Source organism: Streptomyces sp. NPDC033180, assembly GCF_055577645.1.
In genome coordinates, this window is record NZ_JBVIPU010000003.1 from 228635 (window position 1) to 253035 (window position 24401).

Consider the following 24401-nt stretch of genomic DNA (forward strand, 5'->3'; position numbering starts at 1 on the left):
CTGGCCCTCAGTCGTTTCCGACCGCCTCGACGCCTTGTTCGCTCAGGGCGAAACGTCGGTCGACGCCGATCCCCACCGCACCTGAGGGCCTTCGGTCGAGTGCACCGCGTGCCGCGGCGGATGGGCCGCCTGACCGAGGACGAAGACGTCCTGTGCGCCGTCCAGGACGCCCCCTGAGGGGTCATCGTCACCGGATCGCCGCACAGGGTCCCGCTCCGGCATCAGGATGTCGCGCACGACCACGGCGCACAGGTACAACGTCCCCAGCAGGTGGACCACGATGGCGAGTTGATAACCCTCGGTCGGCAGGCCCTTGTGGGCGTCTCCGCTTGTCGTGTACGCGAGGTACAGCCAGATCCCCAGGAAGTACGCGACCTCGCAGGCCTGCCAGATCAGGAAGTCACGCCAGCGCGGCCGCGCCAGCGCCGCGAGGGGGATCAGCCACAGTACGTACTGCGGCGAGTAGACCTTGTTGGTGAGGATGAACGCGGCGACCACCAGGAAGGCGAGCTGCGCGAAGCGCGGGCGGCGCGGCGCGGTCAGGCCCAGCGCGCCGACCCCGAGGCAGGCAAGCAGCATCAGCGCCGTCGCCAGGGTGTTGACCGTGTCCGTGGACAGCGGGTCGTCCATGCGCTGCGAGAGGATCAGCCAGAACGAGCCGAAGTCGACGCCTCGCTCCTGGCTGAAGGTGTAGAACTTCGCCCAGCCCTCGCGGATGTGGAAGCCCGTCGCGTCGTGCGTGATCATCACGGGCAGGTTCACCACGAGCCAGGCCCCTACCGCGGCCCCGGCCGTCATGAGGAACGGCCGCCAGCGCCCTGCCCGCCAGCACAGGATGAGCAGCGGTCCCAGCAGCAGCGCCGGGTAGAGCTTCGCGGCGGTCGCAAGGCCCAGCAGGATGCCCGCCGAGAACGTCCCCCCGCGTGCCCACATCAGCATCGCGGCGGCCGTGAGGGCGACGGCGAACAGGTCCCAGTTGATGGTGGCCGTCAGCGCGAAGGCGGGGGCCAGGGCGACCATCAGACCGTCCCAGGGGCGGCGCCTCTGGGTGCGGGCGACACAGACGGCGATGACCGCCGTGCAGGCCATCAGCATCCCGGCGTTGACCATCCAGTAGAACTTCTCCTGGTGCTGGATGCTGCCGCTGCCCGGGGTCAGCCAGGAGGCCACCTCCATGAAGACACCGGTCAGCACCGGGTACTCGAGGTACTCCATGTCGCCGGGCAGCTTGTCGAAGTAGGGCACGAGCCCGTCGGCGAAACCGCGCCCCTGGTAAAGGTGCGGAATGTCGGAGTAGCAGGCGTGCGTGTACTGCGAGCTCGCGCCCTGGAACCATGCACCGTCGTAGCACGGCATCTTCTGCACCATGCCGAGTGCGAACATCCCAATGGCCATGAGCGCGATGACGCGTACGGGGGTCCACCACGTCGCCGCGTACAGCACTCTGCGGCCGATGGGCCCACCGATCAGCTCGCTGCCGGCCGCGGCGACCTCGTCCTCCTTGGTCGGCCGTACGGGCTCCGGCGGTTGTGCACTGGTGGTCTTGTGCACGCTCGTGCGCGTCGTCTCTGCACTGGGCATGCCGCACATCCTGCCGTACGCACCTGAGAACACGGAGAGGGCCGCCACACCGGTGCGGTGTGGCGGCCCTCGTCAGCGCTCAGCGACGCATGTTTCACGTGAAACAGTGCGTTTCACGTGAAACACACTCACGGGGATCGGTCAGCCTGCCGGGCCCCCGAGCCAGCCCCCGTTGCCGTTGCCGTTGCTGTCTCCGCCGCCCGTCGGTTCATCCGTGGCCGGTGGTGACTCCCCGCCGGTACTGCCGTCGGTAGTGCCACCGTCCGCCTGGCCACCGTTGTTGTTGCACTGCCAGTCCCAGTCGGCACAGGACTCTCCGGGATCAGGGCTTCCCGAGGGGCTCGGGGACGGGCCGGTGTCCGACGGGCTCGGTGAAGGAGACTTCTCCGGCTCCTCGGTCTTGGACGGAGTCGGGCTCGGGGCGGGCGGCGGAGTCTCACCGACGACCGAACCGATCGGCTGCGGGACCGGGAAGTTCCTCACGGTTTGACCCTTGAGGGCCTGCTCCATGTAGTCCTTCCAGATCTGCGCGGGGAACGAGGCGCCGTGGATCTTCTCCTCGCCACCCGTGCCGAACATCTCCAGGAACTCGCGCTTCTTGTTCCCTTCGTTGTCGTCGAGGCGGTACATGCTGATCGCGGTCGACAGCTGCGGGGTGTACCCGACGAACCAGGCGGACTTGTTGCCGTCGGTGGTACCGGTCTTGCCCGCCACCTGGCGACCGCTCAGCTGGGCCGAGGTACCCGTGCCCTTCTCGACGACGGTCCTGAGCACGTCGGTGACGTTATCGGCGACGTCTTGGTCGAAGGCCCGCTTGGTCTGCGACTCGTGCTGGTACACGGTGTTGCCCTTGTGCTCGACCTTCTTGACCGAGTACGGATCGTTCTGCTTGCCGCGGGACGCGAAGGTGGAGTACGCGCCGGCCATGCGGATCGCACTCGGAGAGGACGTACCGAGCGAGAAGGACGGGTAATTGGCGCTGGCCAGGCTGTTCTCCTTGATGCCGGAGGCGATGGCCGCCTCCTTCACCTTGTCCAGGCCGACGTCCATGCCGAGCTGCACATAGGCCGAGTTGACGGACTCCCGCATCGCTTCACGGAGGTCGATCTGGTAGGTCGGCGCGTTGTACGACTGGTCACCGTCGTTGGTCTGCAGCCATTCCTTGCCTTCTCGGTCCGTCCAGATACTGCCGTCGTAGTTCTCGATCTTGAGCTTGTTCTTGCCGCTGTAGAGGCTCTTCGGGTTGACGATCGTGCGCTGGTCCTCGCCCTGGATTTCCGTCCCGCCCTTGGCGCGAGTTCCGTCCTTGAACGCCGCCGCCAGCACGAACGGCTTGAACGTCGAGCCGACCTGCGCACCGGTCTGGTCCGCGTTGTTGGTGAAGTGCTTGGTCGCGTCCACACCGCCGTAGATGGCCTCGATCGCGCCGTCCTCCGGATTCACGGAGGCGCCACCGAACTGGACGTGCGTGTCCTTGTCCGGACGCTGCTTGGGTTTGATCTTCGCCTTGCGGACCTTCTCCACGGACTTCTCGAGCTTGTCGACCTTGGACTTGCTGAAGGTCGTGTGGATCTCGTAGCCGCCCCGCTGGAGGTCGTTGGCCGTGATCTCACCCTCGCTGTTGTTGATCACGTACGCCTTGGCCAGGTCGACGAGATAACCCACCTGACCGCCCAGCTGAGCGTTGGAGCGGGGGTTCTCCAGCCGCGGGAACGTCTCGTACTTTTTCCGGACCTCGGCGGTCAGATGCCCGTCCTTGACCTCTTCGTCGAGGATCCACTTCCACCGCTTGTGGGCACGCGCGCGGTTGGCCTGCGGCGAGGCCGCAGGGTCGACCTCGGGGTAGCCCGCGGGGTCGTAGTAGGTGGCGCCCTTGAGCACTGTCGCCAGGAGGGCGCACTGGCTGGGGTCCAGTTCGGCGGCGTCCTTGCCGAAGTAGGCGCGAGCGGCGGCCTGGATGCCATAGGCCCCACGGCCGTAGTAGGCGGTGTTCAGATACCCCGCCATGATCTTTTCTTTGGACTCGGTCCGGCCGACCTTTATGGAGATGAAGAGCTCTTTGAACTTACGTGTGAACGTCTGCGACTGGTCACCCAGGCGCGCGTTCTTCACGTACTGCTGGGTGATGGTCGAGCCACCCTGGGTCTCCCCGCCCTTGGCCATGTTGACCAGGGCACGCGTGATGCCCATGGGGTCGATGCCCTTGTCGTCCTCGAACGACTTGTTCTCGGCCGAGATGACGGCGGTCCGCATCTCCTTGGGGATCTTGTCGTAGTCGATGATCTGGCGGTTCGTCTCACCGCCGGTCGCGACCATCTGCTTGCCGTTGGCCCAGTAGTAGACGTTGTTCTGCGCCTTGGCCGCTTCGTCGACCTTCGGCACCTCCACCAAGGCGTACGCGATCCCGGTGATCGCCATCAGGCTGCCGAGGAATCCGACGAACAGGCCGGTGACAAGGCGCCACGACGGCACCCAGCGCCGCAGACCGTCCTTGTCCGCGCGCGGGTAGTCGATGAACCTCTTCTTGCGCGGCTCGTGGCCGCCACGGCCTCGGCCGCGGCCCGGCCCGTTCGGGCCGCCGCCTCCACGCCGACCGCCGCCGCCGGCGCCTCCGCGCCCGGCACCGGCCCCGTCGGCCGCTCTGCGTCGGCCTCCGCCCGCGCCGACAGCGCCACTGCGCTGCGCGGCACGACGAGCCTCGGCACGGCCGCCGTAGGAGCGGTCCCCGTCGTCAGGGGCCCCTGCTCCGTGCGAGCCGGTTGAGGAAGTGGGCGATCCAGTGGCGCCACGCGGTGCCGCGCGGCGACCCGACGACGCGCCTGGGACGCCGCGTCTGGCCGCGGCGCGTCCGCCGCCCTGCGGCTGCGGCGGTTTGCGACGGTGCTCGCTCATCGAACGATTACTCCTCGGGCAGGCGCAGGTATCCGCGCCTGGAAACGGCGGCTGGTTTCCGGTCCCCCCGAAGTACGGATGCGCCCTTCTCAGCGCTCACCCGCACTACACCAGGGACAACGACGCCCTCACGCGTCACTTGGTTCCCGGCGGTCTGCATGGCGCACAGACTACGCACCGTCAAAACCCTCTTAGGGCAGAAGTTCACCCCAAATCAGGCAAGTTACTTCCTACGAATCGGTGATGTGACGCCGTTCACCGTTTCCCCTCTTGTCTCAACAGGCGGGCCGTTCTATCGTCTCGATGTATCGAGTCGATACATCAGCTCGGCATAAAGACCGTGTCGACAGACGCTGGCAGACGGGAGGCGAAGATGAGCAGACGCTCCGGCATCCTCGAGTTCGCCGTGCTCGGCCTGCTGCGCGAGTCCCCGATGCACGGCTATGAGCTGCGTAAACGGCTCAATACTTCGCTGGGAGTGTTCCGCGCCTTCAGCTACGGGACGCTCTACCCCTGCCTCAAGACGCTGGTCGCCAACGGCTGGTTGATCGAGGAATCGGGCGGCACCCCCGAGGAGGCCCTCGCGGCCCCCCTCTCCGGGCGCCGCGCCAAGATCGTCTATCGGCTGACGGCGGAAGGTAAGGAGCACTTCGAGGAGCTGCTCTCCCAGACCGGCCCCGACGCGTACGAGGACGAACACTTCGCCGCCCGCTTCGCCTTCTTCGGGCAGACATCGCGGGACGTACGCATGCGGGTCCTCGAGGGGCGTCGCAGCCGCCTCGAGGAGCGTCTGGAGAAGATGAGCGCCTCCCTGGCCCGTACCCGGGAGCGCCTGGACGACTACACGCTTGAGCTGCAGCGGCACGGAATGGAGTCCGTGGAGCGCGAAGTGCGCTGGCTGAACGAGCTCATCGAGAGCGAGCGCGCGGGGCGGGACCAGCAACGATCCGCCCCGGACGGCTCCGCTCAGCACGACAGCACATCTGGGGAGTCGGGCGGCCTGCCCCGGCGGCGGGACACGAACCCGCCGCCGGATCCGTCCGATGACACCGCCAAGTGAGGCCCCGCGGTCCGCGGGGTCTCATCCGGAATACACAGATCACACAGGGAGCAACCGGAATGGGTTCGGTTCGCGTAGCCATCGTCGGCGTGGGCAACTGCGCCGCCTCGCTGGTCCAGGGCGTCGAGTACTACAAGGACGCAGACCCGGACGCCAAGGTCCCGGGCCTGATGCACGTCCAGTTCGGCGAGTACCACGTCGGTGATGTCGAGTTCGTCGCCGCCTTTGACGTGGACGCCAAGAAGGTCGGCCTCGACCTCACGGACGCCATCGGCGCCAGCGAGAACAACACCATCAAGATCTGCGACGTGCCGAACAAGGGTGTCACCGTCCAGCGGGGCCACACCCTCGACGGCCTGGGCAAGTACTACCGCCAGACCATCGAGGAGTCCGACGAGACCCCGGTCGACGTCGTCCAGGTCCTCAAGGACAAGCAGGTCGACGTCCTCGTCTGCTACCTGCCCGTCGGTTCCGAGGACGCCGCGAAGTTCTACGCGCAGTGCGCCATCGACGCCAAGGTCGCCTTCGTCAACGCCCTGCCGGTCTTCATCGCCGGCACCAAGGAGTGGGCCGACAAGTTCACCGAGGCGGGCGTCCCGATCGTCGGCGACGACATCAAGTCCCAGGTCGGCGCCACCATCACGCACCGCGTGATGGCCAAGCTGTTCGAGGACCGCGGTGTCCGTCTTGAGCGCACCATGCAGCTCAACGTCGGCGGCAACATGGACTTCAAGAACATGTTGGAGCGCGACCGCCTCGAGTCCAAGAAGATCTCGAAGACGCAGTCCGTCACCTCGCAGATCCGTGACCGTGACATGGGCGCCGACAACGTCCACATCGGTCCGTCCGACTACGTCGCGTGGCTCGACGACCGCAAGTGGGCGTACGTCCGCCTCGAGGGCCGCGCCTTCGGTGACGTCCCGCTGAACCTGGAGTACAAGCTCGAGGTCTGGGACTCCCCGAACTCGGCCGGTGTCATCATCGACGCCCTGCGCGCCGCGAAGATCGCCAAGGACCGCGGCATCGGCGGCCCGATCCTCTCCGCGTCCTCGTACTTCATGAAGTCCCCGCCGGTGCAGTACTTCGACGACGAGGCGTACGAGAACGTCGAGAAGTTCATCAAGGGCGAGGTCGAGCGCTAAAGCCCGCCGCTTGAACAGCTGTTGAGGGTCCTCGGGCAATCCGCCCGGGGACCCTCCGCGTATGTGAGGCTGTGCCCCATGGCTGTCGTCGGTGACCTGCGCGTACTGCTGCGTCTGCGGGACTTCCGGCGCTTGCTCGCCGTGCGGCTGCTGTCCCAGGGCGCGGACGGCGTCTATCAGGTGGCCCTCGCCACGTACGTCGTCTTCTCGCCGGAGAAGCAGACCTCACCGGGTGCGATCGCCTCCGCGATGGCGGTGCTGCTCCTGCCGTATTCCCTGATCGGCCCGTTCGCCGGCGTGCTCCTCGACCGCTGGCCACGCCGTCAGGTTTTTCTGTACGGCAACGTGCTGCGGGCCGCTCTCGCCTCGGTGACCGCGGTGCTGATGCTGAGCGGCGTGCCGGACTGGCTCTTCTACGCCTCCGCGCTCTGCGTCACGGCCGTCAACCGTTTCGTCCTTGCCGGACTCTCGGCGGCGCTGCCGCGCGTGGTCGACGACGAACGTCTGGTGATGGCCAACTCCCTCTCACCGACCGCGGGGACGCTGGCTGCCACCGTGGGCGGCGGCCTCGCGTTCGTCGTACGGCTGGCGGGTTCCGACTCGGACGCGGTGGTCGTCCTGCTCGGAGCCGTCCTGTATCTCTGCGCGGCGCTCGCCTCACTGCGGATGGCGCGTGAACTCCTCGGCCCGGACCCTGAGCTGGTGCGGCCACGGCTCGGCGCGGCGCTCTCCGGTACGGCACGGGACCTGATGGCCGGGGTGCGGCACCTGGCGCAGCGGCGCCCGGCCGCCCGCGCGCTCCTCGCGATGACACTCATGCGGTTCTGCTACGGCGCCCTGACGGTCATGGTCCTGATGCTCTGCCGATACGCCTGGTCGTCCTCGGAGTCCGACGGGCTCGCCCTGCTCGGACTCGCCGTGGGGGTCTCGGGGGCGGGCTTCTTCGCGGCGGCCGTGGTGACTCCCTGGGCGGTGAACCAGCTGACGGCCGGCGGCTGGATCGTCACCTGCGCCGGCGCCGCGGCGGTCCTGGAACCGGCACTCGCTCTCCCCTTCACCCCGGCGCCGCTGCTCATCGCCGCGTTCCTGCTGGGCCTGACGACGCAGGGAGCGAAGATCGCCACGGACACAGTGGTGCAGTCGACGGTGGACGACAGCTTCCGTGGCCGGATCTTCTCCATCTACGACGTTCTGTTCAACGTCGCTTTCGTCGGTGCGGCAGGAGTAGCCGCACTGATGCTGCCGCCTGACGGGCGATCGGTTCCGCTGGTGGTCACAGTGGCCGTTATCTACGCGGCAATTGCAGCCGCTATGGCCAGATTTGACGCGCAGTAAGTGTCACATCAGTGACACAGAGCACCTCTGGGCTTCAGAGATGTCACCGCACCCCTATAACTTACGGACGTCGTATCCGCGCCATAGCGCTTCCGTTCGAGGGGGACCCCCAAGTGACTACTCCGCCCCAGGGCCAGAATCCGTACCCGCCCCAGGCTCAGAACCCCTACGGCCAGCAGGCGCCGGGCACTCCGTACCCCCCGCAACAGGGGCAGCCCGGCGCGTATCCGGGCTTCAACCAGGGCGCCCCCCTCCCTCCGCCTCAGCCGCAGCGCCGCCCGATCAAGGCTTACCTGCGGGGTGCGGCCGTGGTGATTGGCCTCATCGTGATAGCGGGCGGCTGGTGGGCGAGCCGGGACGACGCGGACACCGCAGCGGTCGGCGACTGTCTGAAGGTCGCCTCGTCGTCCTCGGATCGTATGGAGGTAGTGGACTGCTCCTCCTCTGAGGCGGAGTCCAAGGTCATCAAGAAGATCGACGGTCACTTCACCCAGATCAGCGCGGAGACCGAGTGCCGCAAGGTCAAGGGCGCCACCGGCTTCTACGCCGAGACGGGTGACGGCGCCGAGTTCCTGTTCTGCACGAAGGGCGCGTAGACCTACGCGAAGGGGCACTGTTTCACGTGAAACAGTGCCCCTTCGCATGTCCGGATCCGGAGCGTTGTTTCACGTGAAACATCGCGCCGTGCCTCATCTCACTCCTGAGCGGCCCACCACTCCTTGAGCGCCGCGATCGCCGCGTCCCGCTCCATCGGGCCGTTCTCCAGCCGCAGCTCCAGCAGGAACTTGTAGGCCTGACCGATCACCGGTCCCGGCCGTACATCCAGGATCTCCATGATCTCGTTGCCGTCCAGGTCGGGGCGGATCGAGTCCAGTTCCTCCTGCTCCTGAAGCCGCGCGATGCGCTCCTCCAGGCCGTCGTACGCACGCGACAGCGCATTGGCCTTCCGCTTGTTGCGCGTCGTGCAGTCGGACCGGGTCAGCTTGTGCAGCCGGTCGAGGAGGGGCCCCGCGTCGCGTACGTAGCGGCGTACGGCCGAGTCCGTCCACTCGCCCGTTCCGTAGCCGTGGAAGCGCAGGTGCAGCTCCACCAGGCGTGAGACGTCCTTCACGAGCTCGTTCGAGTACTTGAGCTCCGTCATCCGCTTCTTGGTCATCTTGGCGCCCACCACCTCGTGATGGTGGAAGGAGACCCGGCCGTCCTCCTCGAAGCGCCGCGTCCGCGGCTTCCCGATGTCGTGCAGCAGCGCGGCGAGCCGCAGCGTCAGATCCGGGCCGTCCTCCTCCAGCGCCATCGCCTGCTCGAGAACGATCAGCGTGTGGTCGTAGACGTCCTTGTGCCGGTGGTGCTCGTCACGCTCCAGACGCAGCGCCGGAAGCTCAGGGAGCACGCGCTCGGCGATGCCTGTGTCGACAAGTAGAGCCAGCCCCTTCGCCGGGTACGGCGAGAGGATCAGCTTGTTCAGTTCGTCACGGACACGCTCCGCGGAGACGATGTCGATGCGCTCGGCCATCGCCTTCATCGCGGCGACGACCTCCGGAGCCACCTCGAAGTCGAGCTGCGCGGCGAACCGCGCGGCCCGCATCATCCGCAGCGGGTCGTCGGAGAACGAGCCCTCCGGGGTGCCAGGGGTACACAGAACACGCTCTGCCAGGTCATCCAGGCCACCGTGCGGGTCGACGAACTCCTTCTCGGGGAGCGCGACAGCCATCGCGTTGACGGTGAAATCACGGCGCACGAGGTCTTCCTCGATGGAGTCGCCGTACGAGACCTCGGGCTTGCGCGAGGTCCTGTCGTAGGCCTCGGAGCGGTAGGTCGTGACCTCGATCTGAAAGCTCTGATCAGCGTCTCCGACGCGGGCATTCTTCTGGCTGCCCACCGTGCCGAAGGCGATCCCGACGTCCCACACCGAGTCCGCCCACGGCCTGACGATCTTCAGCACATCCTCGGGGCGGGCATCGGTCGTGAAGTCCAGGTCGTTGCCGAGCCGGCCAAGGAGCGCGTCCCTGACCGACCCACCGACCAGGGCGAGGGAGAACCCGGCCTCCTGGAATCGGCGGGCAAGATCGTCCGCGACAGGGGACACACGCAGCAGTTCACTGACCGCGCGGCGCTGCACCTGGCTCAGTGCGCTGGGATTTTCTTCATTGGCGTTCGGCACAACAGAAAAGGGTACGTGCCCCGGACGCCCCCAGCCGCCCCGTTTTCAGCGGGGCCTCCCGGGCCGCGCGCCCCTCCCCGGCCAGGTCTTCAGATCATGTGGAGCAGTCCGCGGCACTTCGCCACAGCGCACCTCGTTACCATGCGTGGACGCACAACCGACGACCACTGACGACGACGAGGACGGGCAACGCGTGGCCGAGGCGGCAGACTTCCCGGGGACCAGTCCCTCACCTGCCCGCCGGTGGCTGCGGCGTACGGCAGCGTTGCTGGCTGGCGCCCCATTGCTGGCCGGCATGCTGCAGCTGTCGGCCGAGCCGACCGCGCACGCCGCGACGCCGAGCGTGCCGGCAGACGCCGCCGGTTCGAACACCGTCGACGTCTCGCTCAACAAACTCACACCCACCGCCCCGTCGGACGGAGACACGCTCACCGTCTCCGGCACCGTCACCAACGAGGGCAAGCAGGCGGTCACAGGGGCCGAGGTGGGGCTGCGCCTTGGACCGGCCCTGAGCGGCCGCAGCCAGATCGACTCCGCCGCCAAGCGCACCGGCTACCAGCCGGGAGCCGACGGCACGGAGGTCGGCGGCAAGTACGTCAAGAAGTTCTCCAAGCTCGCCCCCGGCATCCGCACGGACTTCAGCATCTCCGTCCCGGTCAAGGCGCTGGACCTCGGATCCGACGGCGTCTACCAGCTCGGTGTCTCGCTCACGGGCCGGACCGTCGCCCAGCCGTGGTCCCAGGTGCTCGGCTTCGAGCGGACCTTCCTGCCCTGGCAGTCGGACGCCGCGGGCACGAAGACCAGGACGACCTATCTGTGGCCGCTCATCTCCACCTCGCACCTCACGGCGGAGACCGGCTCGGACGAGCAGCAGACGCCCGTCTTCACGGACGACGACCTGGCCAAGGAGCTAGCGCCGGGCGGTCGCCTGGAGCAGATGCTGTCCCTGGGCCGCCAGCTCGATGTCACGTGGGTCATCGATCCCGACCTGCTTGCCTCGGTCGACGCGATGACACGGAACTACCGGGTGCAGACCGCCGACGGCAAGAGCACCACGGCGGGCAAGAACCAGGCGGTCGCCAAGGAGTGGCTGAACAAGCTCGAGGAGACGGTGAAGGACGAGAAGGTCGTCGCGCTGCCCTTCGCCGATCCCGACCTGGCCTCGCTCGCCCACAACGGCAGGACCGTCACCGGCTCCCTGGGCCAGCTCCAGGACGCCACCGATGTGGGGGAGAAGGCCGTGGAGGTCATCCTCCACGTCAAGCCGCAGTCGGACTTCGCGTGGCCCGTGGACGGCGCCCTCGATCCATCGATCGTCGATGTCTCCACTTCAGCGGGCGCCCACTCGGTGATCGCCCGGAGCGACAACCTGCGTGAGGGCGGCGCCCTGCCGTACACGCCCAACGCCGCCCGGCCCATCGGCGGCGGCACGACGGCCGTGGTGGCCGACGCACGCCTCTCCACGGCCTTCCAGGGCGACATGACGGGGGCCGAGAACTCCACGCTCGCCGTGCAGGAGTTCCTCGCCCAGAGCCTGATGGTCACGCTGCAGGACCCGGACAATCAGCGCAGCATCGTCGTCGCGCCGCAGCGCATGCCATCCGCCAGCCAGGCCCAGTCGATGGCGAAGGCGCTGACCGCCCTCTCCGACGAGCGCTGGTCGGAACCTCAGGACCTGTCGACGGCGGCGAAGGCCAAGCCGGACCCGTCCGCCACGACCCAGGTGCCGTCGGCCAGGTCCTATCCGGCGGCGCTGCGCAGGCAGGAGCTGCCGAAGTCGGCCTTCACGTCCATTCAGAACACCCAGAATAAGCTCAACCGCTTCCAGACGATCCTCAGCGAGCCCGACCGCGTCATCACGCCCTTCGGGCGGGCCATAGACCGCGAGATGTCGACGTCCTGGCGGGGCAGGGGCGCCGAGGCGGCAACCTACCGCCAGGGCGTGGACAACTACCTGACGACGCTCATCGACCAGGTGTCGCTGATCAAGAAGTCCGACGCGAAGCTCTCGGGGCGCAGCGCGACGATCCCGGTGACGGTGCAGAACAACCTGGTCCAGGGCGTCGACCACATGGTTCTGCGCCTGACCTCGGAAAACCCCACGCGTCTCAAGATCGACGACAAGGCCTACTCGGAACAGCGGGTCAAGGTCGCGGGCGGACACGCGCAGTCGGTGAAGTTCACCACCACGGCCAATGCCAACGGCCCGGTCCCGGTCTACGCCCAGCTCTACACCGAGGACGGCCAGCCATACGGCAAGGCGGTCCGCTTCGACGTGAACGTCACCGAGATCACCCTCACGGTGATGCTGGTCATCGCCGGCGGTGTGCTGCTCCTCGTGCTCGCCGGATTCCGGATGTACACCCAGCGCAAGCGGGCCGCCCGGCAGCGGGCCGAGGAGGGCCCGGAGGACGGACCCGACGGCGAGTCCGGCACGGAGCCGGGGGAGGACGACCCCGAGCAGCCGAGTGACCCGACACCGGACACCGCCCCGGAAAGCACCGACCCGTCGGACACGGGTGAGAGAGTGGACCGTTGAGCGATGTCGTGGCCGGTGGGCCCGGGGACGATGAGGTGGGGTAATCCATGAACGCGCCGTACGACGGTGACCGTGGCCAGGGCGCGGGCGGTGCCGGTCCCCCCGAGGACGGGCAGGTGCCACCCCAGCCTGCCCCGGATGTGTACCTCCAGGACGCCTACGACCAGGACCCCTACCGGGCGCAGGATCTCGCCGCCCAGGACCCGGTGACCGAGGCCCTGTACGACCGCGCTTCGCACCCTCCGCCGCCCCCCGGCTACTACCAGGACCCTCAGCCGCTCTACGCCCAGCCGCCCGCCCCTCCGCACGCCCCCGACCCCCGCGTATGGGCGCAGACCCCGGCCCCCGAACCCGAAGGCCCGACCCGGCATCTCCCGTACGGCGACGACGCGCGTACGACGCAGTTCGTGGGCGTCGACGACCTGGTCACCCATTCCGGCGAGGAGCGCCACGAGCCGGACGCCTTCGCTCACCTCTTCCGGGACCAGCAGCCCAGCGGCTACCGCGAACAGTCCGGCGGCTACCAGCAGGACGGCTACCCCCAGGGCAACGGCTATCCCCAGGGCAGCGGCTACCAGCAGCCGGGCGGCTACCAGCCCCCCGAGCCCCCGATGGTCCCAGCCCCGGCGACTCCCCCGACCCCCGCGCCGGCCCCCAAGTCGGGCGGTGCCGGACGGGCAGCGAGCCTGCTGAAGTCGAGCGCGGTGATGGCCGCGGGCACGATGGTCTCCCGGCTCACCGGTTTCGTACGCACCATGGTGATCACCGCGGCCCTCGGCGCCGCGACGCTCGGTGACGCCTGGACCGTCGCGTACACGTTGCCGACGATGATCTACATCCTGTCCGTAGGCGGTGGCCTGAACTCGGTCTTCGTGCCGCAGCTGGTGCGCGCCATGAAAAATGACAAGGACGGCGGCGAGGCCTACGCCAACCGCCTGCTGACCCTCGTCATGGTCGCGCTCGGCCTCATCGTGGCACTGGCCGTCTTCGCGGCGCCGCTGCTGGTCAAGCTGATGTCCACCCCCATCGCGAACAACCCGCCGGCAAACAACGTCGCGGTCACGTTCGCCCGCTACTGCCTGCCCACCATCTTCTTCATGGGCGTGCACGTGGTGATGGGCCAGATCCTCAATGCCCGCGGGAAGTTCGGCGCGATGATGTGGACCCCGGTCCTCAACAACATCGTCATGATCTTCACGTTCGGCCTGTTCATCTGGGTCTACGGAACGTCCGGCGACTCGGGGATGCGGGTCGAGAACATCCCGGCGGACGGTGTCCGTCTCCTGGGCATCGGCACCCTGCTCGGTCTGATCGTCCAGGCCCTGGCGATGATCCCGTATCTGCGCGAGACGGGCTTCCGGTTCCGGCCACGCTTCGACTGGAAGGGCCACGGTCTCGGCAAGGCGGTCAAGCTGGCCAAGTGGACGGTGCTCTTCGTCCTCGCGAACCAGGCCGGTGTGCTCGTCGTCACACAGCTTGCCACCGCTGCCGGAAAAGCCTCCGGCAAGGACGGCACGGGCATCATGGCCTACTCCAACGCCCAGCTGATCTGGGGCATGCCGCAGGCCATCATCACCGTCTCCGTCATGGCGGCCATGCTGCCCCGCATCTCGCGGGCGGCCCACGACAACGACCCCGGCGCGGTCCGCGACGACATCTCCCAGGGGTTGCGCACCTCGGCCGTGGCGATCGTCCCGGTCGCCTTCGCTTTCGTCGCCCTCGGCGTCCCGATGTGCACCCTGCTGTTCGCCTCCAGCGGCAGCCAGGCCGCCCAGTCCATGGGCTTCGTCCTGATGGCGTTCGGCCTGGGACTGATCCCGTTCTCGGTGCAGTACGTCGTTCTGCGCGGCTTCTACGCCTACGAGGACACCCGGACGCCCTTCTACAACACGGTCATCGTGGCCGCCGTCAACGCGGCGGCGAGTGCCATCGCCTACGTCCTCCTGCCCGCCCAGTGGGCTGTGGTCGGCATGGCCGCCTCGTACGGCCTCGCCTACGCGGTCGGTGTCGGTGTCGCCTGGCGCAGGCTGCGCAACCGCCTCGGCGGCGATCTGGACGGCACCCACGTCCTGCGTACGTACGCCCGTCTCGCCATGGCGTGCATCCCGGCGGCGATCCTCGGCGGCGCCGCCGGTTACGGGATCCTCAAAACACTGGGCGACGGCGCAGGCGGTTCGCTGATCGCCTTGGTGGCCGGTGGAATCATCCTCGGTGGCGTCTTCTTCGTAGCCGCCCGAAAGATGCGGATTGCGGAGCTCAATTCCATGGTCGGGATGGTTCGCGGCCGTCTCGGACGGTGAGATCCGGGGGTTCGCACAACCATCACCGGCCACCGCGTGTCGTGCATAGCGCCGGACTGTGGGCACAATTGGCTTTGGCGTCTGACGAAGCGCAACGGATGGGGAGGCAGGAACGACGGTGGCGGAACGGAGCACGGCTGCCGTCGACGTGGCAGACAACAGCGGCGATGAGCCGCTGACCGCGAAGGCGGACGAGGCCACGGCCGACGGGGTGGCCCAGACCCGGGAGCGGGAAACGGCAGAAGAAGGCACAGCGGAGACCGGTGAGCCCGCGGCCCCGGGGGCGACATCACCCCCCGAGCTGCACAGCGGTCACAAGCTCGCCAGACGCTATCGACTCGAAGAGTGCGTCACCCGTCTGGACGGTTTCAGCAGCTGGCGTGCGGTGGACGAGAAGCTCCGCCGGGCCGTCGGCGTGCATCTGCTGCCCGCCGACCACCCGCGGGCACGATCGGTACTCGCCGCGGCCCGCTCGTCGGCGCTGCTCGGCGACCCCCGCTTCGTCCACGTCCTGGACGCGGTCGAGGAGAACGACCTCGTTTACGTGGTGCACGAGTGGCTGCCCGACGCCACGGAACTGACCGCCCTGCTCGCCGCGGGCCCTCTTGAGGCGCATGACGCGTACCAGCTCGTCAGCCAGGTCGCCCAGGCCATGGCGGCAGCTCACCGTGAGGGCCTCGCCCACCTGCGGCTGACCCCGAGCGCGGTGCTGCGAACGTCCTCCGGCCAGTACCGCATCCGCGGCCTCGCCGTGAACGCGGCGCTGCGCGGCATCAACTCCGAGACCCCGCAGCGCACGGACACCGAAGCGGTCGGCGCGCTCCTGTACGCCTCGCTCACCCAGCGCTGGCCGTACGAGGACGACGCGTACGGCCTCTCCGGGCTACCCAAGGGCGTCGGCCTGATCGCCCCCGACCAGGTGCGCGCAGGCGTACACAGGGGCCTTTCCGAGCTCGCCATGCGCGCGCTCGTGAACGAGGGTGCGACGGCTTCCCGCCAGGAGCCGCCATGCACGACGCCGGAGGAGCTGGTGAAGGCGATCGGTGAGATGCCGCGCATCCGCCCGCCGGAGCCCGCGTTCACCGCACCGCCCGAGTACCAGCGGACGACCTATCAGCAGGGCACGTACGGCCGCACCTCGCCCCGTCCGGGCGCCACTCAGCCGGTACCGACCCCGCCGCCCCCGCTACAGAGCCGTACGGGCAAGGCCCTCAAGTGGGCCGTGTCCGCATTGCTCATCGCGGCCCTGGGGCTCGGCAGCTGGCAGCTGGCGGACGCGCTGATGGACCGGGGGAACTCCGATGACCCCGGCAACTCGGACACCTCCGACGAGGGCGACAAGAGCGCGCCGAAGACCACGCGTCCGATCAAGATCGCGAACGCCGAGGAGTACGTCCTCGAGGGCGGTCCGCAGGACCTGCAGGGCGTCTCCAACACATACGACGGCGACGACTCGACGTACTGGCGGTCCAAGAGCTTCATAGAGGGCCCGGCGTTGGCCCCCTATAAGCCGGGCGTCGGGATCGTCTACGACCTCGGCAAGGAGGAGGACGTGTCGACCGCGTCGCTCGGCCTGCGCTACCCCGGCGACCACACGACGGTCGAGCTCTACGCCGCGGACTCGATGTCTTCGTCGACGCCTCCCAGTGCGATGAAGAAGATCGGAACCGTCACGACCACAGGTCAGAGCGCGAAGATCAAGGCGAAGAAGCCGGTCGCGACGCGGTACGTACTGGTCTGGCTCACTGATGTACCGCAGTCACCGCGTGATGAGTACAGCAGTGCCGGGTACAAGCAGGCCATCACGGATGTGAAGTTCACCGGCTGAGGCCGAGACTCACCGGGGGAGGGGGTTCGACGGTGGACGACACCAAGCACGGCGAGATGAGCGACAAGGACCTCCTGGCCCGGCATGTGTCAGGAGACAAGGACGCCTTCAGCGAGCTCGTCCGACGCCACCGTGACCGACTGTGGGCTGTGGCCCTGCGCACGCTGGGCGACCGCGAGGAAGCCGCTGACGCCGTCCAGGACGCTCTGGTCTCCGCCTACCGCGCCGCTCACACCTTCCGCGGCCAGTCGGCCGTCACGACGTGGCTGCACCGGATCACTGTGAACGCCTGCCTCGACCGGGCACGCAAGGCGGCGTCCCGGAAGACCTCCCCCATCGACGACACTGAACGCCTCGAGCAGCTCCTCGAACCGCATGAGTCAGCCGCCGCCCCCGTCGAGCGCGGCGATCTGCACCGCGAAGTCGTCGAGGCGCTGGGCACCCTGCCGCACGACCAGCGCGCCGCCCTCGTCCTGGTGGACATGCAGGGCTATCCGGTGGCCGAGGCGGCCCTCGTACTCGAAGTGCCCACCGGCACCGTGAAGAGCCGCTGCGCACGTGGCAGAGCCAGACTGCTGCCGCTGCTCACCCACCTGCGTACAGGACCCCGTACGCGGCGCGGAGACGGCGGCGACGACGCAGAAGGCAAGAAGTCGGACCCGGGAAGGAACCGGACGCAGGGGACATCCGTCCCACCTGCAGCGGGACCACGGGATGCGGGACCAAGCGATTCAGCTGCTGTGAAGGGCGGAGGTGGGCGAGCGTGACAACCACGACCGACTCGGCATGGCACCCGGAAGTCACTGAGATCTCCGACCTCACGGAGGGACTGCTCGCTCCGTCCCGGACAGTCGATGTGCGGCGACATCTGGATGACTGCGCGCTCTGTGCCGATGTCTACGACTCCCTGGAGGAGATCCGCGGCATGCTCGGCACCCTGCCGGGACCGCCACGGATGCCGGCCGAAATCGCTGGGCGCATCGACGCGGCACTGGCGGCGGAAGCCCTGCTGGACTCCATCGCACCCGGCTCCCTCGAGATCGTGCCCGGTTCTGCCGAGTCGAGCGATCCGGATCCAGCACCGGAGCCGACGGCCGCCGCACGTGTTTCACGTGAAACAACGCCCGCCTCCGTGGAACGCCCTGAGCCGGTGGACCGCCCCGCAGGGCATCCTCGTGCCTCCACGGGCCCCGGACTCAGGAGCGGTCGCCGGCGCAACGTCGTGCTTGGTGCCTTCTTCACAGCGGCCGCCCTCGGTCTCGGTTCCCTGCTGATACAGAACATGGGCAGCGACACGGGTGGTACGGGCGACACAGCTTCGGGCCACACCGAGTCCGCGCACGCCTTCTCCGAAGGCGCGCTCAAGGGCCAGGTGACGGACCTGCTCGCCAAGGCGCCCACCACGAAGCCGGATTCCTCCGGCAGCGACGAGCCGTCCTTCGGTGTGCGCTCCAGCCCGGATTCCCCGAAGGATCAGAAGCTCCGCGAGGCCACGGTCTCCGTCCCGGAGTGCATCCAACTCGGCATGGGCGACAGGACCCCGCTCGCCGCCGAAGAGGGCACCTATAAGGGGAAGGACGCCTACCTCGTCGTGACGTCCCACGACTCCGACTCCACGAAGGTCTCCGCGTACGTCATCGACGCGACGTGCGTGGACAAGGCGTCGTCGGCCACCGCCGCGGGCAAGGTACTGCTGACCAACTCCTACACGCGGCCCTGACCCTCTCACCGCTGCGGCGGGAGAGGCGGCTCAGCGTGGCATCCTGACGTCCCTGACATGCTTCCGTGCGCTCGGACACGTCGGGAATGCATGCCCCGTAGGATCCGTTGGGTGGTGTGAGACCTGAGACAGGCACCCACCAGCAGTACGCAGCAGTCTCCAGAGACGAGGAATCAAGCCGTGACCGACGTCCGTAACGTGATCATCATCGGCTCCGGGCCCGCCGGCTACACGGCGGCGCTCTACACCGCGCGAGCGTCGCTGAAGCCCCTGGTGTTCGAGGGCGCCGTCACCGCAGGCGGTGCGCTGATGAACACCACCGAGGTGGAGAACTTCCCCGGCTTCCAGGACGGCGTCATGGGCCCCGAGCTCATGGACAACATGCGGGCCCAGGCCGAGCGCTTCGGCGCCGAGCTGGTGCCGGACGATGTGATCGCCGTCGACCTCAGTGGCGAGATCAAGTCCGTGACGGACACCGCGGGCACCGTGCACCGTGCGAAGACCGTCATCGTGACGACGGGCTCCCAGCACCGCAAGCTCGGCCTGCCGAACGAGGACGCGCTCTCCGGCCGCGGTGTCTCCTGGTGCGCGACGTGCGACGGCTTCTTCTTCAAGGACCAGGACATCGCCGTGATCGGCGGCGGCGACACGGCGATGGAGGAGGCCACCTTCCTCTCCCGCTTCGCCAAGTCCGTGACGATCGTGCACCGCCGCGACAGCCTGCGTGCGTCCAAGGCGATGCAGGAGCGTGCCTTCGCCGACCCGAAGATCAGCTTCGTCTGGGACAGCGAGATCGCCGAGATCAAGGGCGAGCAGAAGCTCTCCGGCCTGACGCTGCGCAACCTGAAGACGGGCGAGACCTCCGAGCTGCCCGTGACCGGCCTGTTCATCGCGATCGGCCACGACCCGCGCACAGAGCTCTTCAAGGGCCAGCTCCACCTGGACGACGAGGGCTACCTCAAGGTGGACGCCCCGTCGACCCGGACGAACGTGCCCGGCGTCTTCGCCGCCGGTGACGTCGTCGACCACACGTACCGCCAGGCGATCACGGCGGCCGGCACCGGCTGCTCCGCCGCCCTCGACTCCGAGCGGTTCCTCGCTTCCCTCGTGGACAGCGTGACGGCCGCCGCCACCGTCTGACTTCCTCCCATCCTCCCCACCGCACCACCGAGTTAAGGAGCCCGCCGTGGCCGGCACTCTGAAGAACGTGACCGACGCCTCCTTCGAGGAAGACGTCCTGAAGAACGACAAGCCCGTCCTGGTGGACTTCTGGGCCGCTTGGTGCGGCCCGTGCCGCCAGATCGCGCCGTCCCTCGAGGCGATCGCGGCCGAGCACGGCGACAAGATCGAGATCGTCAAGCTCAACATCGACGAGAACCCGGGCATCGCGGCCAGGTACGGCGTCATGTCCATCCCGACCCTGAACGTGTACCAGGGCGGCGAGGTGGCCAAGACGATCGTCGGCGCCAAGCCGAAGGCTGCGCTGGAGCGCGACCTCGCGGACTTCATCGCCGAGTAGCGAGCGGCGCAGCGACAAGCGGGCGCGTTGTTTCACGTGAAACAACGAATGGGCCGGCCCTCCGGGGCCGGCCCATTCGCATATCCAGGGTGAGGCTGTGCGGCACAGGCGTGTCAGAGCGGCCGGAGTACAGGTTCCTTCTGCACCACCCCGAGCAGTCGGTCGAGCGCCAACTCGACGTCCTCCTTCCAGGAGAGCGTCGTACGCAGCTCAAGCCTCAGCCGTGGATACGAGGGGTGCGGGCGGACCGTCTTGAAGCCGACCGCCAACAGATGATCGGCGGGCAGCACACAGGCGGGCTTCTCCCATCGGGCATCCCCGAAGGCTTCGATGGCCTTGAACCCTCGGCGCAGCAGATCCTTCGCGACCGTCTGGACAATGACGCGACCGATCCCCTGTCCCTGATAACCCGGCATGATCCAGGCGGTCATCAGCTGCACGGCATCAGGGGACACAGGGCTAGTCGGGAAGGCGGTGGCCCGAGGCACATAGGCCGGCGGGGCGTACAGCACGAAGCCCACCGGAACATCATCGACGTAGACGACTCGACCGCAGGAGCCCCACTCCAGCAGGACGGCGGAGATCCACGCCTCCTTCTCGAGCTCCGGCGTACCGGCCTTTACCGCGGCCTGGCCGCTGACCGGGTCCAGCTCCCAGAAGACACACGTCCGGCAACGCTGGGGAAGGTCCGGAAGGTTGTCCAGCGTGAGCGGTACGAGCCGACGCCCCATGAAGGCTGTTCCTCACTTCCTTCGCCCGCCGCATCACGGGCGGCAGTCAGAGCGCTCCGTTCCTTCAGCAGGCTGCCGACGAATCCGCCGACGGCTCCCAGCCCAAGGCCCGCAGTCATCAGTCCGGTGCGGCTCACCGATCGCATGGCCCTCCCCTCCCCAATGAGGTGCCGTCAGCTGGATGTGCCATACCCAATCGCATCGTATCCACGATGCGATTGCACCGATACCGTAGGAAAGCAAAGAGCGGGCCGTGTTCCGGTACAGACCGGACACGGCCCGCTCCCGGCGGGCTGACTGATGAGGATCAGACCTCTTCGCCTTCGGACGTGCCGTCCTCAGCAGAGTCCTCGGAGTCCGCGGCGAGCCCGTTCTTCAGGACCGGGCCCTCGCCCGGGGCGAGCGTCGCGAGAATGCGCTCCAGGTCCTCCAGCGAGGCGAAGTCGACGACGATCTTGCCCTTCTTCTGCCCCAGGTCCACCCGCACGCGGGTTTCGAACCGGTCGGAGAGACGAGTGGCAAGGCTGGTCAGCGACGGCGACACCCGAGCGCCCGCTCGCGGCCCCTTGGCCCGCGGAGTGCTCTGCGGCCGCGAACCCATGAGGGTCACAATCTCCTCGACGGCCCGCACCGAGAGCCCCTCGGCCACGATCCGGTGCGCCAGGCGGTCCTGCTCCTCGGAGTCCTCCACGGACAGCAGAGCACGGGCGTGGCCCGCGGAGAGCACTCCGGCAGCGACCCTGCGCTGAACCGCCGGCGACAGCTTCAGCAGCCGCAGCGTATTCGAGACCTGCGGGCGGGAACGACCGATCCGGTCCGCCAGCTGGTCGTGGGTGCAGTTGAAGTCCTTGAGCAGCTGGTCGTAGGCGGCAGCCTCTTCCAGCGGGTTCAGCTGCGCACGGTGCAGGTTCTCCAGGAGCGCGTCCAGGAGGAGCTTCTCGTCGTCCGTCGCGCGGACGATCGACGGGATGCGCTCTAGTCCCGCCTCACGACAGGCCCGCCAGCGCCGCTCGCCCATGATGAGCTCGTAGCGAGAGGCCCCTACCTGCCGTACGACGACAGGCTGGAGAAGCCCGACCTCCTTGATGGAGGTCACCAGTTCGGTGAGCGCATCCTCGTCGAAGACCTCACGGGGCTGCCTCGGGTTGGGCGTGATGAAGTCGAGAGGCAGCTCGGCGAAATACGCACCGACCGGGCTCTCCTCGGCCTCCACCGCTCCGTTCAGCAGCTGATCCGTTTCATGTGAAACGGGGCTCTGCGGAAGCGCCGCCACCTTCGCGGCCGCCACTCCCCGCTCGGCGGTGAGTACTGGCACAGCACTGGGCGAGGCCGAAGCTCCGCCCATGGCCTGGGCGGTCGACTTCTCCGTCGGGGCCGCAGGGATCAGGGCGCCGAGGCCACGACCCAGCCCTCTCCGTCGCTCGCTCACTGCATCCCCTCCGTCATACTGTGCTGATCATTCTGAGCGCCCAAGTGGGCGTGCTGTACGTCGTAGCGAATACCGACGCCGCGGAGCGCGATCTCTCGTGCCGCCTCGAAATACGAGAGGGCACCGCTCGATCCCGGATCGTAGGTCAGTACCGTCTGCCCATAGCTCGGCGCCTCGGAGATACGGACCGAGCGGGGAATGCTCGTCCGCAGGACCTCTTCGCCAAAGTGGCTGCGCACCTCGTCCGCCACCTGTGAGGCGAGCCGGGTCCGGCCGTCGTACATGGTGAGCAGGATCGTCGAGACGTGCAGATGGGGGTTGAGATGTCCCCGCACCAGGTCGACGTTGCGCAGGAGCTGACCGAGGCCCTCCAGTGCGTAGTACTCGCACTGGATGGGGATCAACACCTCCGCTCCGGCAACCAGGGCATTGACCGTCAGCAGACCGAGCGACGGCGGGCAGTCGATGAGGATGTAGTCCAGCGGCTGCTCGTACGCCTGGATCGCCCGCTGCAGTCGGCTCTCCCGCGCCACCAGCGACACCAATTCGATCTCCGCACCGGCGAGATCGATGGTGGCCGGGGCGCAGAAGAGTCCCTCGACATCGGGGACCGGCTGCACGACTTCCGAGAGCGGCTTGCTCTCCACCAACACGTCGTAGATGGAAGGAACTTCGGCGTGGTGGTCGATTCCCAGAGCCGTGGAGGCGTTGCCCTGCGGGTCGAGGTCGACGACCAGGACGCGCGCGCCGTGCAAAGCGAGTGAAGCGGCGAGGTTGACGGTTGTCGTCGTCTTGCCCACTCCACCCTTCTGGTTGGCGACCACCATGACTCGGGTCTGCTCAGGTCGTGGCAGGCCCTCGCCTGCACGGCCCAGGGCTTCCACCGCCAGTTGGGCAGCACGACCGATAGGGGTGTCGTCCATCGGGGGCGGTGTTTCACGTGAAACATCCTCCCCCGCCGACTCGGTACGGGGACCGGGGACCGGATCGGTCATCGGTCCCGCGATGTTGGCGTCGGACCGCAAGGATTCACTCTCCTCGACTTCAGGCTCGCAATGAACAGAGCCTCCCATGCTTTGAGGGTCATGAACCAGCGAGGCCCGGTCTTCTGTGGACGAATCCACCTCTGTGGACAACTCCGTTCCCTTATCGAGGGAACCGAGTGGCCGACGCTCGCGAGGTTCCGCAGCGCGGCCGCGACTGATGATGCCATGCAGCAGTGAGCGACGTTTCACGTGAAACACGATGCACGGCAGCCGGGGTGCCGCTTGCGCGACACCCCGGTATGCGTACGTTTGGCAGCTTGTGTGGAGTACGGCTCGTCGTCAGGACGGATCAACGACGAGGGTTGGACCGCTCACCAACGAGGGCTGAATCCACTCACCTACGAAGGTTCGATCCACTCAGCGACGACGCCGAGTCCGGCCCGTGCGGGCGGCCTTCGCGCGCTTGGCCGCGAAGCGCACACCGCCGGGGCTCTCCCCGACCTCCACCCGCACGACTGTGGACAGCGGGTCGACCACGCCCTCACCGACATGCAGTACGGAGGTGGTCACCGCGCCGAGTTTGCTCAGGGCGGCCCCCGCCGCCTTGACCTCTTCCTCGGCGGTGTCGCCCTTGAGCAACAACATCTCGCCGTAGGGACGCAGGAGCGGCACGCCCCAGGCCGCGAGGCGGTCCAGTGGCGCCACAGCCCGCGCGGTCACCACATGGACGGGAGGCAGCTTGCCAAGGACCTCCTCGGCGCGTCCCCGCACGACGGTCACGTGGTCGAGTCCGAGCAGCTCGACCACCTCGGTGAGGAAGGTGGTCCGCCGCAGCAGCGGTTCAAGCAACGTGATCTTCAGGTCCGGCCGGACAAGAGCCAGCGGAATGCCCGGCAGGCCCGCACCCGAGCCGACATCGCACACCATCACGTTCTCGGGCACGACCTCGGAGAGGACCGCGCAGTTCAGCAGATGCCGTTCCCACAGTCGAGGCACTTCACGGGGGCCGATCAGGCCGCGCTGCACTCCCGCATCGGCCAGCAACTCCGCGTACCGGACCGCGTCCGAGAAGCGCTCACCGAATACCGCCCGGGCCTGCTCGGGCGCCGAGGGGAGCTCCGCTGCCTCCGTCACGGGGACCGTCCTTCCGTACCGCACTGGGGTGGCTGACTATCAGG

Annotated in this window: 18 protein-coding genes; 11 read left to right on the forward strand and 7 right to left on the reverse strand. The window is 67.9% G+C overall.

What is annotated here, in order from left to right:
- Window positions 1-42: 42 nt before the first annotated feature.
- Both ACZ5WE_RS11790 and ACZ5WE_RS11795 read right to left on the reverse strand, forming a co-directional pair.
- The gene (locus ACZ5WE_RS11790) at window positions 43-1590 is read right to left on the reverse strand and encodes a glycosyltransferase family 87 protein (RefSeq protein ID WP_467686235.1); all 1548 of its coding nucleotides are present in this window, start codon (window positions 1588-1590) and stop codon (window positions 43-45) included.
- Between the two features lie 132 nt (window positions 1591-1722).
- Window positions 1723-4473 (reverse strand): transglycosylase domain-containing protein, encoded by a 2751-nt coding sequence (locus tag ACZ5WE_RS11795; RefSeq protein ID WP_467685543.1) that lies wholly within the window; start codon window positions 4471-4473, stop codon window positions 1723-1725.
- Between the two features lie 373 nt (window positions 4474-4846).
- On the opposite strand from ACZ5WE_RS11795, the gene ACZ5WE_RS11800 reads away from it, so the two are divergent.
- The 4 genes from ACZ5WE_RS11800 (at window position 4847) to ACZ5WE_RS11815 (ending at window position 8606) form a co-directional block, all read left to right on the forward strand.
- The gene (locus ACZ5WE_RS11800; protein WP_367043696.1) at window positions 4847-5533 is read left to right on the forward strand and encodes a PadR family transcriptional regulator; all 687 of its coding nucleotides are present in this window, start codon (window positions 4847-4849) and stop codon (window positions 5531-5533) included.
- Window positions 5534-5592: 59 nt separating this feature from the next.
- A complete protein-coding gene (locus ACZ5WE_RS11805) occupies window positions 5593-6675 on the forward strand; it encodes an inositol-3-phosphate synthase (protein ID WP_467685546.1) in 1083 nt (360 codons plus the stop codon).
- A 78-nt stretch (window positions 6676-6753) separates the two neighbouring features.
- Entirely contained in the window at window positions 6754-8010 is a 1257-nt protein-coding gene (locus tag ACZ5WE_RS11810) for an MFS transporter (RefSeq protein ID WP_467685548.1), read from the forward strand.
- 113 nt (window positions 8011-8123) lie between these two features.
- Window positions 8124-8606 carry an LppU/SCO3897 family protein gene (locus ACZ5WE_RS11815; protein ID WP_467685550.1) on the forward strand — a complete coding sequence of 161 codons (483 nt, stop codon included), beginning with the start codon at window positions 8124-8126 and terminating at the stop codon, window positions 8604-8606.
- A gap of 98 nt (window positions 8607-8704) precedes the next feature.
- On the opposite strand, the gene ACZ5WE_RS11820 is transcribed toward ACZ5WE_RS11815, so the two are convergent.
- A complete protein-coding gene (locus ACZ5WE_RS11820; protein ID WP_467685551.1) occupies window positions 8705-10171 on the reverse strand; it encodes a CCA tRNA nucleotidyltransferase in 1467 nt (488 codons plus the stop codon).
- Window positions 10172-10364: 193 nt separating this feature from the next.
- On the opposite strand from ACZ5WE_RS11820, the gene ACZ5WE_RS11825 reads away from it, so the two are divergent.
- The 7 genes from ACZ5WE_RS11825 to trxA all read left to right on the forward strand — a co-directional run bounded on the left by ACZ5WE_RS11825 (window position 10365) and on the right by trxA (window position 20077).
- The gene (locus ACZ5WE_RS11825) at window positions 10365-12710 is read left to right on the forward strand and encodes a DUF6049 family protein (protein WP_467686237.1); all 2346 of its coding nucleotides are present in this window, start codon (window positions 10365-10367) and stop codon (window positions 12708-12710) included.
- 47 nt (window positions 12711-12757) lie between these two features.
- Entirely contained in the window at window positions 12758-15010 is a 2253-nt protein-coding gene (murJ, locus tag ACZ5WE_RS11830; RefSeq protein WP_467685553.1) for a murein biosynthesis integral membrane protein MurJ, read from the forward strand.
- 118 nt (window positions 15011-15128) lie between these two features.
- Window positions 15129-16838: a protein kinase family protein gene (locus tag ACZ5WE_RS11835; protein ID WP_467685555.1), complete on the forward strand. Its 1710-nt coding sequence runs from the start codon at window positions 15129-15131 to the stop codon at window positions 16836-16838.
- A gap of 32 nt (window positions 16839-16870) precedes the next feature.
- Entirely contained in the window at window positions 16871-17605 is a 735-nt protein-coding gene (gene sigM, locus ACZ5WE_RS11840; protein WP_467685557.1) for an RNA polymerase sigma factor SigM, read from the forward strand.
- Complete coding sequence (locus ACZ5WE_RS11845) at window positions 17602-18558, forward strand: hypothetical protein (RefSeq protein ID WP_467685559.1); 957 nt, start codon at window positions 17602-17604, stop codon at window positions 18556-18558. Before sigM ends, ACZ5WE_RS11845 begins: the two co-directional genes overlap by 4 nt.
- Window positions 18559-18738: 180 nt before the next feature.
- Window positions 18739-19698 carry a thioredoxin-disulfide reductase gene (trxB, locus tag ACZ5WE_RS11850; protein ID WP_467685560.1) on the forward strand — a complete coding sequence of 320 codons (960 nt, stop codon included), beginning with the start codon at window positions 18739-18741 and terminating at the stop codon, window positions 19696-19698.
- 46 nt (window positions 19699-19744) lie between these two features.
- Window positions 19745-20077 (forward strand): thioredoxin, encoded by a 333-nt coding sequence (trxA, locus tag ACZ5WE_RS11855; RefSeq protein ID WP_363210328.1) that lies wholly within the window; start codon window positions 19745-19747, stop codon window positions 20075-20077.
- A gap of 113 nt (window positions 20078-20190) precedes the next feature.
- On the opposite strand, the gene ACZ5WE_RS11860 is transcribed toward trxA, so the two are convergent.
- The 4 genes from ACZ5WE_RS11860 to rsmG all read right to left on the reverse strand — a co-directional run bounded on the left by ACZ5WE_RS11860 (window position 20191) and on the right by rsmG (window position 24357).
- Complete coding sequence (locus tag ACZ5WE_RS11860) at window positions 20191-20808, reverse strand: GNAT family N-acetyltransferase (protein WP_467685562.1); 618 nt, start codon at window positions 20806-20808, stop codon at window positions 20191-20193.
- Window positions 20809-21115: 307 nt separating this feature from the next.
- Window positions 21116-22237 carry a ParB/RepB/Spo0J family partition protein gene (locus ACZ5WE_RS11865; RefSeq protein ID WP_467685563.1) on the reverse strand — a complete coding sequence of 374 codons (1122 nt, stop codon included), beginning with the start codon at window positions 22235-22237 and terminating at the stop codon, window positions 21116-21118.
- Entirely contained in the window at window positions 22234-23310 is a 1077-nt protein-coding gene (locus ACZ5WE_RS11870) for a ParA family protein (RefSeq protein ID WP_467685565.1), read from the reverse strand. The genes ACZ5WE_RS11865 and ACZ5WE_RS11870 overlap by 4 nt, the downstream gene beginning before the upstream one ends.
- Before the next feature lie 330 nt (window positions 23311-23640).
- Window positions 23641-24357 (reverse strand): 16S rRNA (guanine(527)-N(7))-methyltransferase RsmG, encoded by a 717-nt coding sequence (rsmG, locus tag ACZ5WE_RS11875; protein WP_361193803.1) that lies wholly within the window; start codon window positions 24355-24357, stop codon window positions 23641-23643.
- Between the last annotated feature and the right edge of the window lie 44 nt (window positions 24358-24401).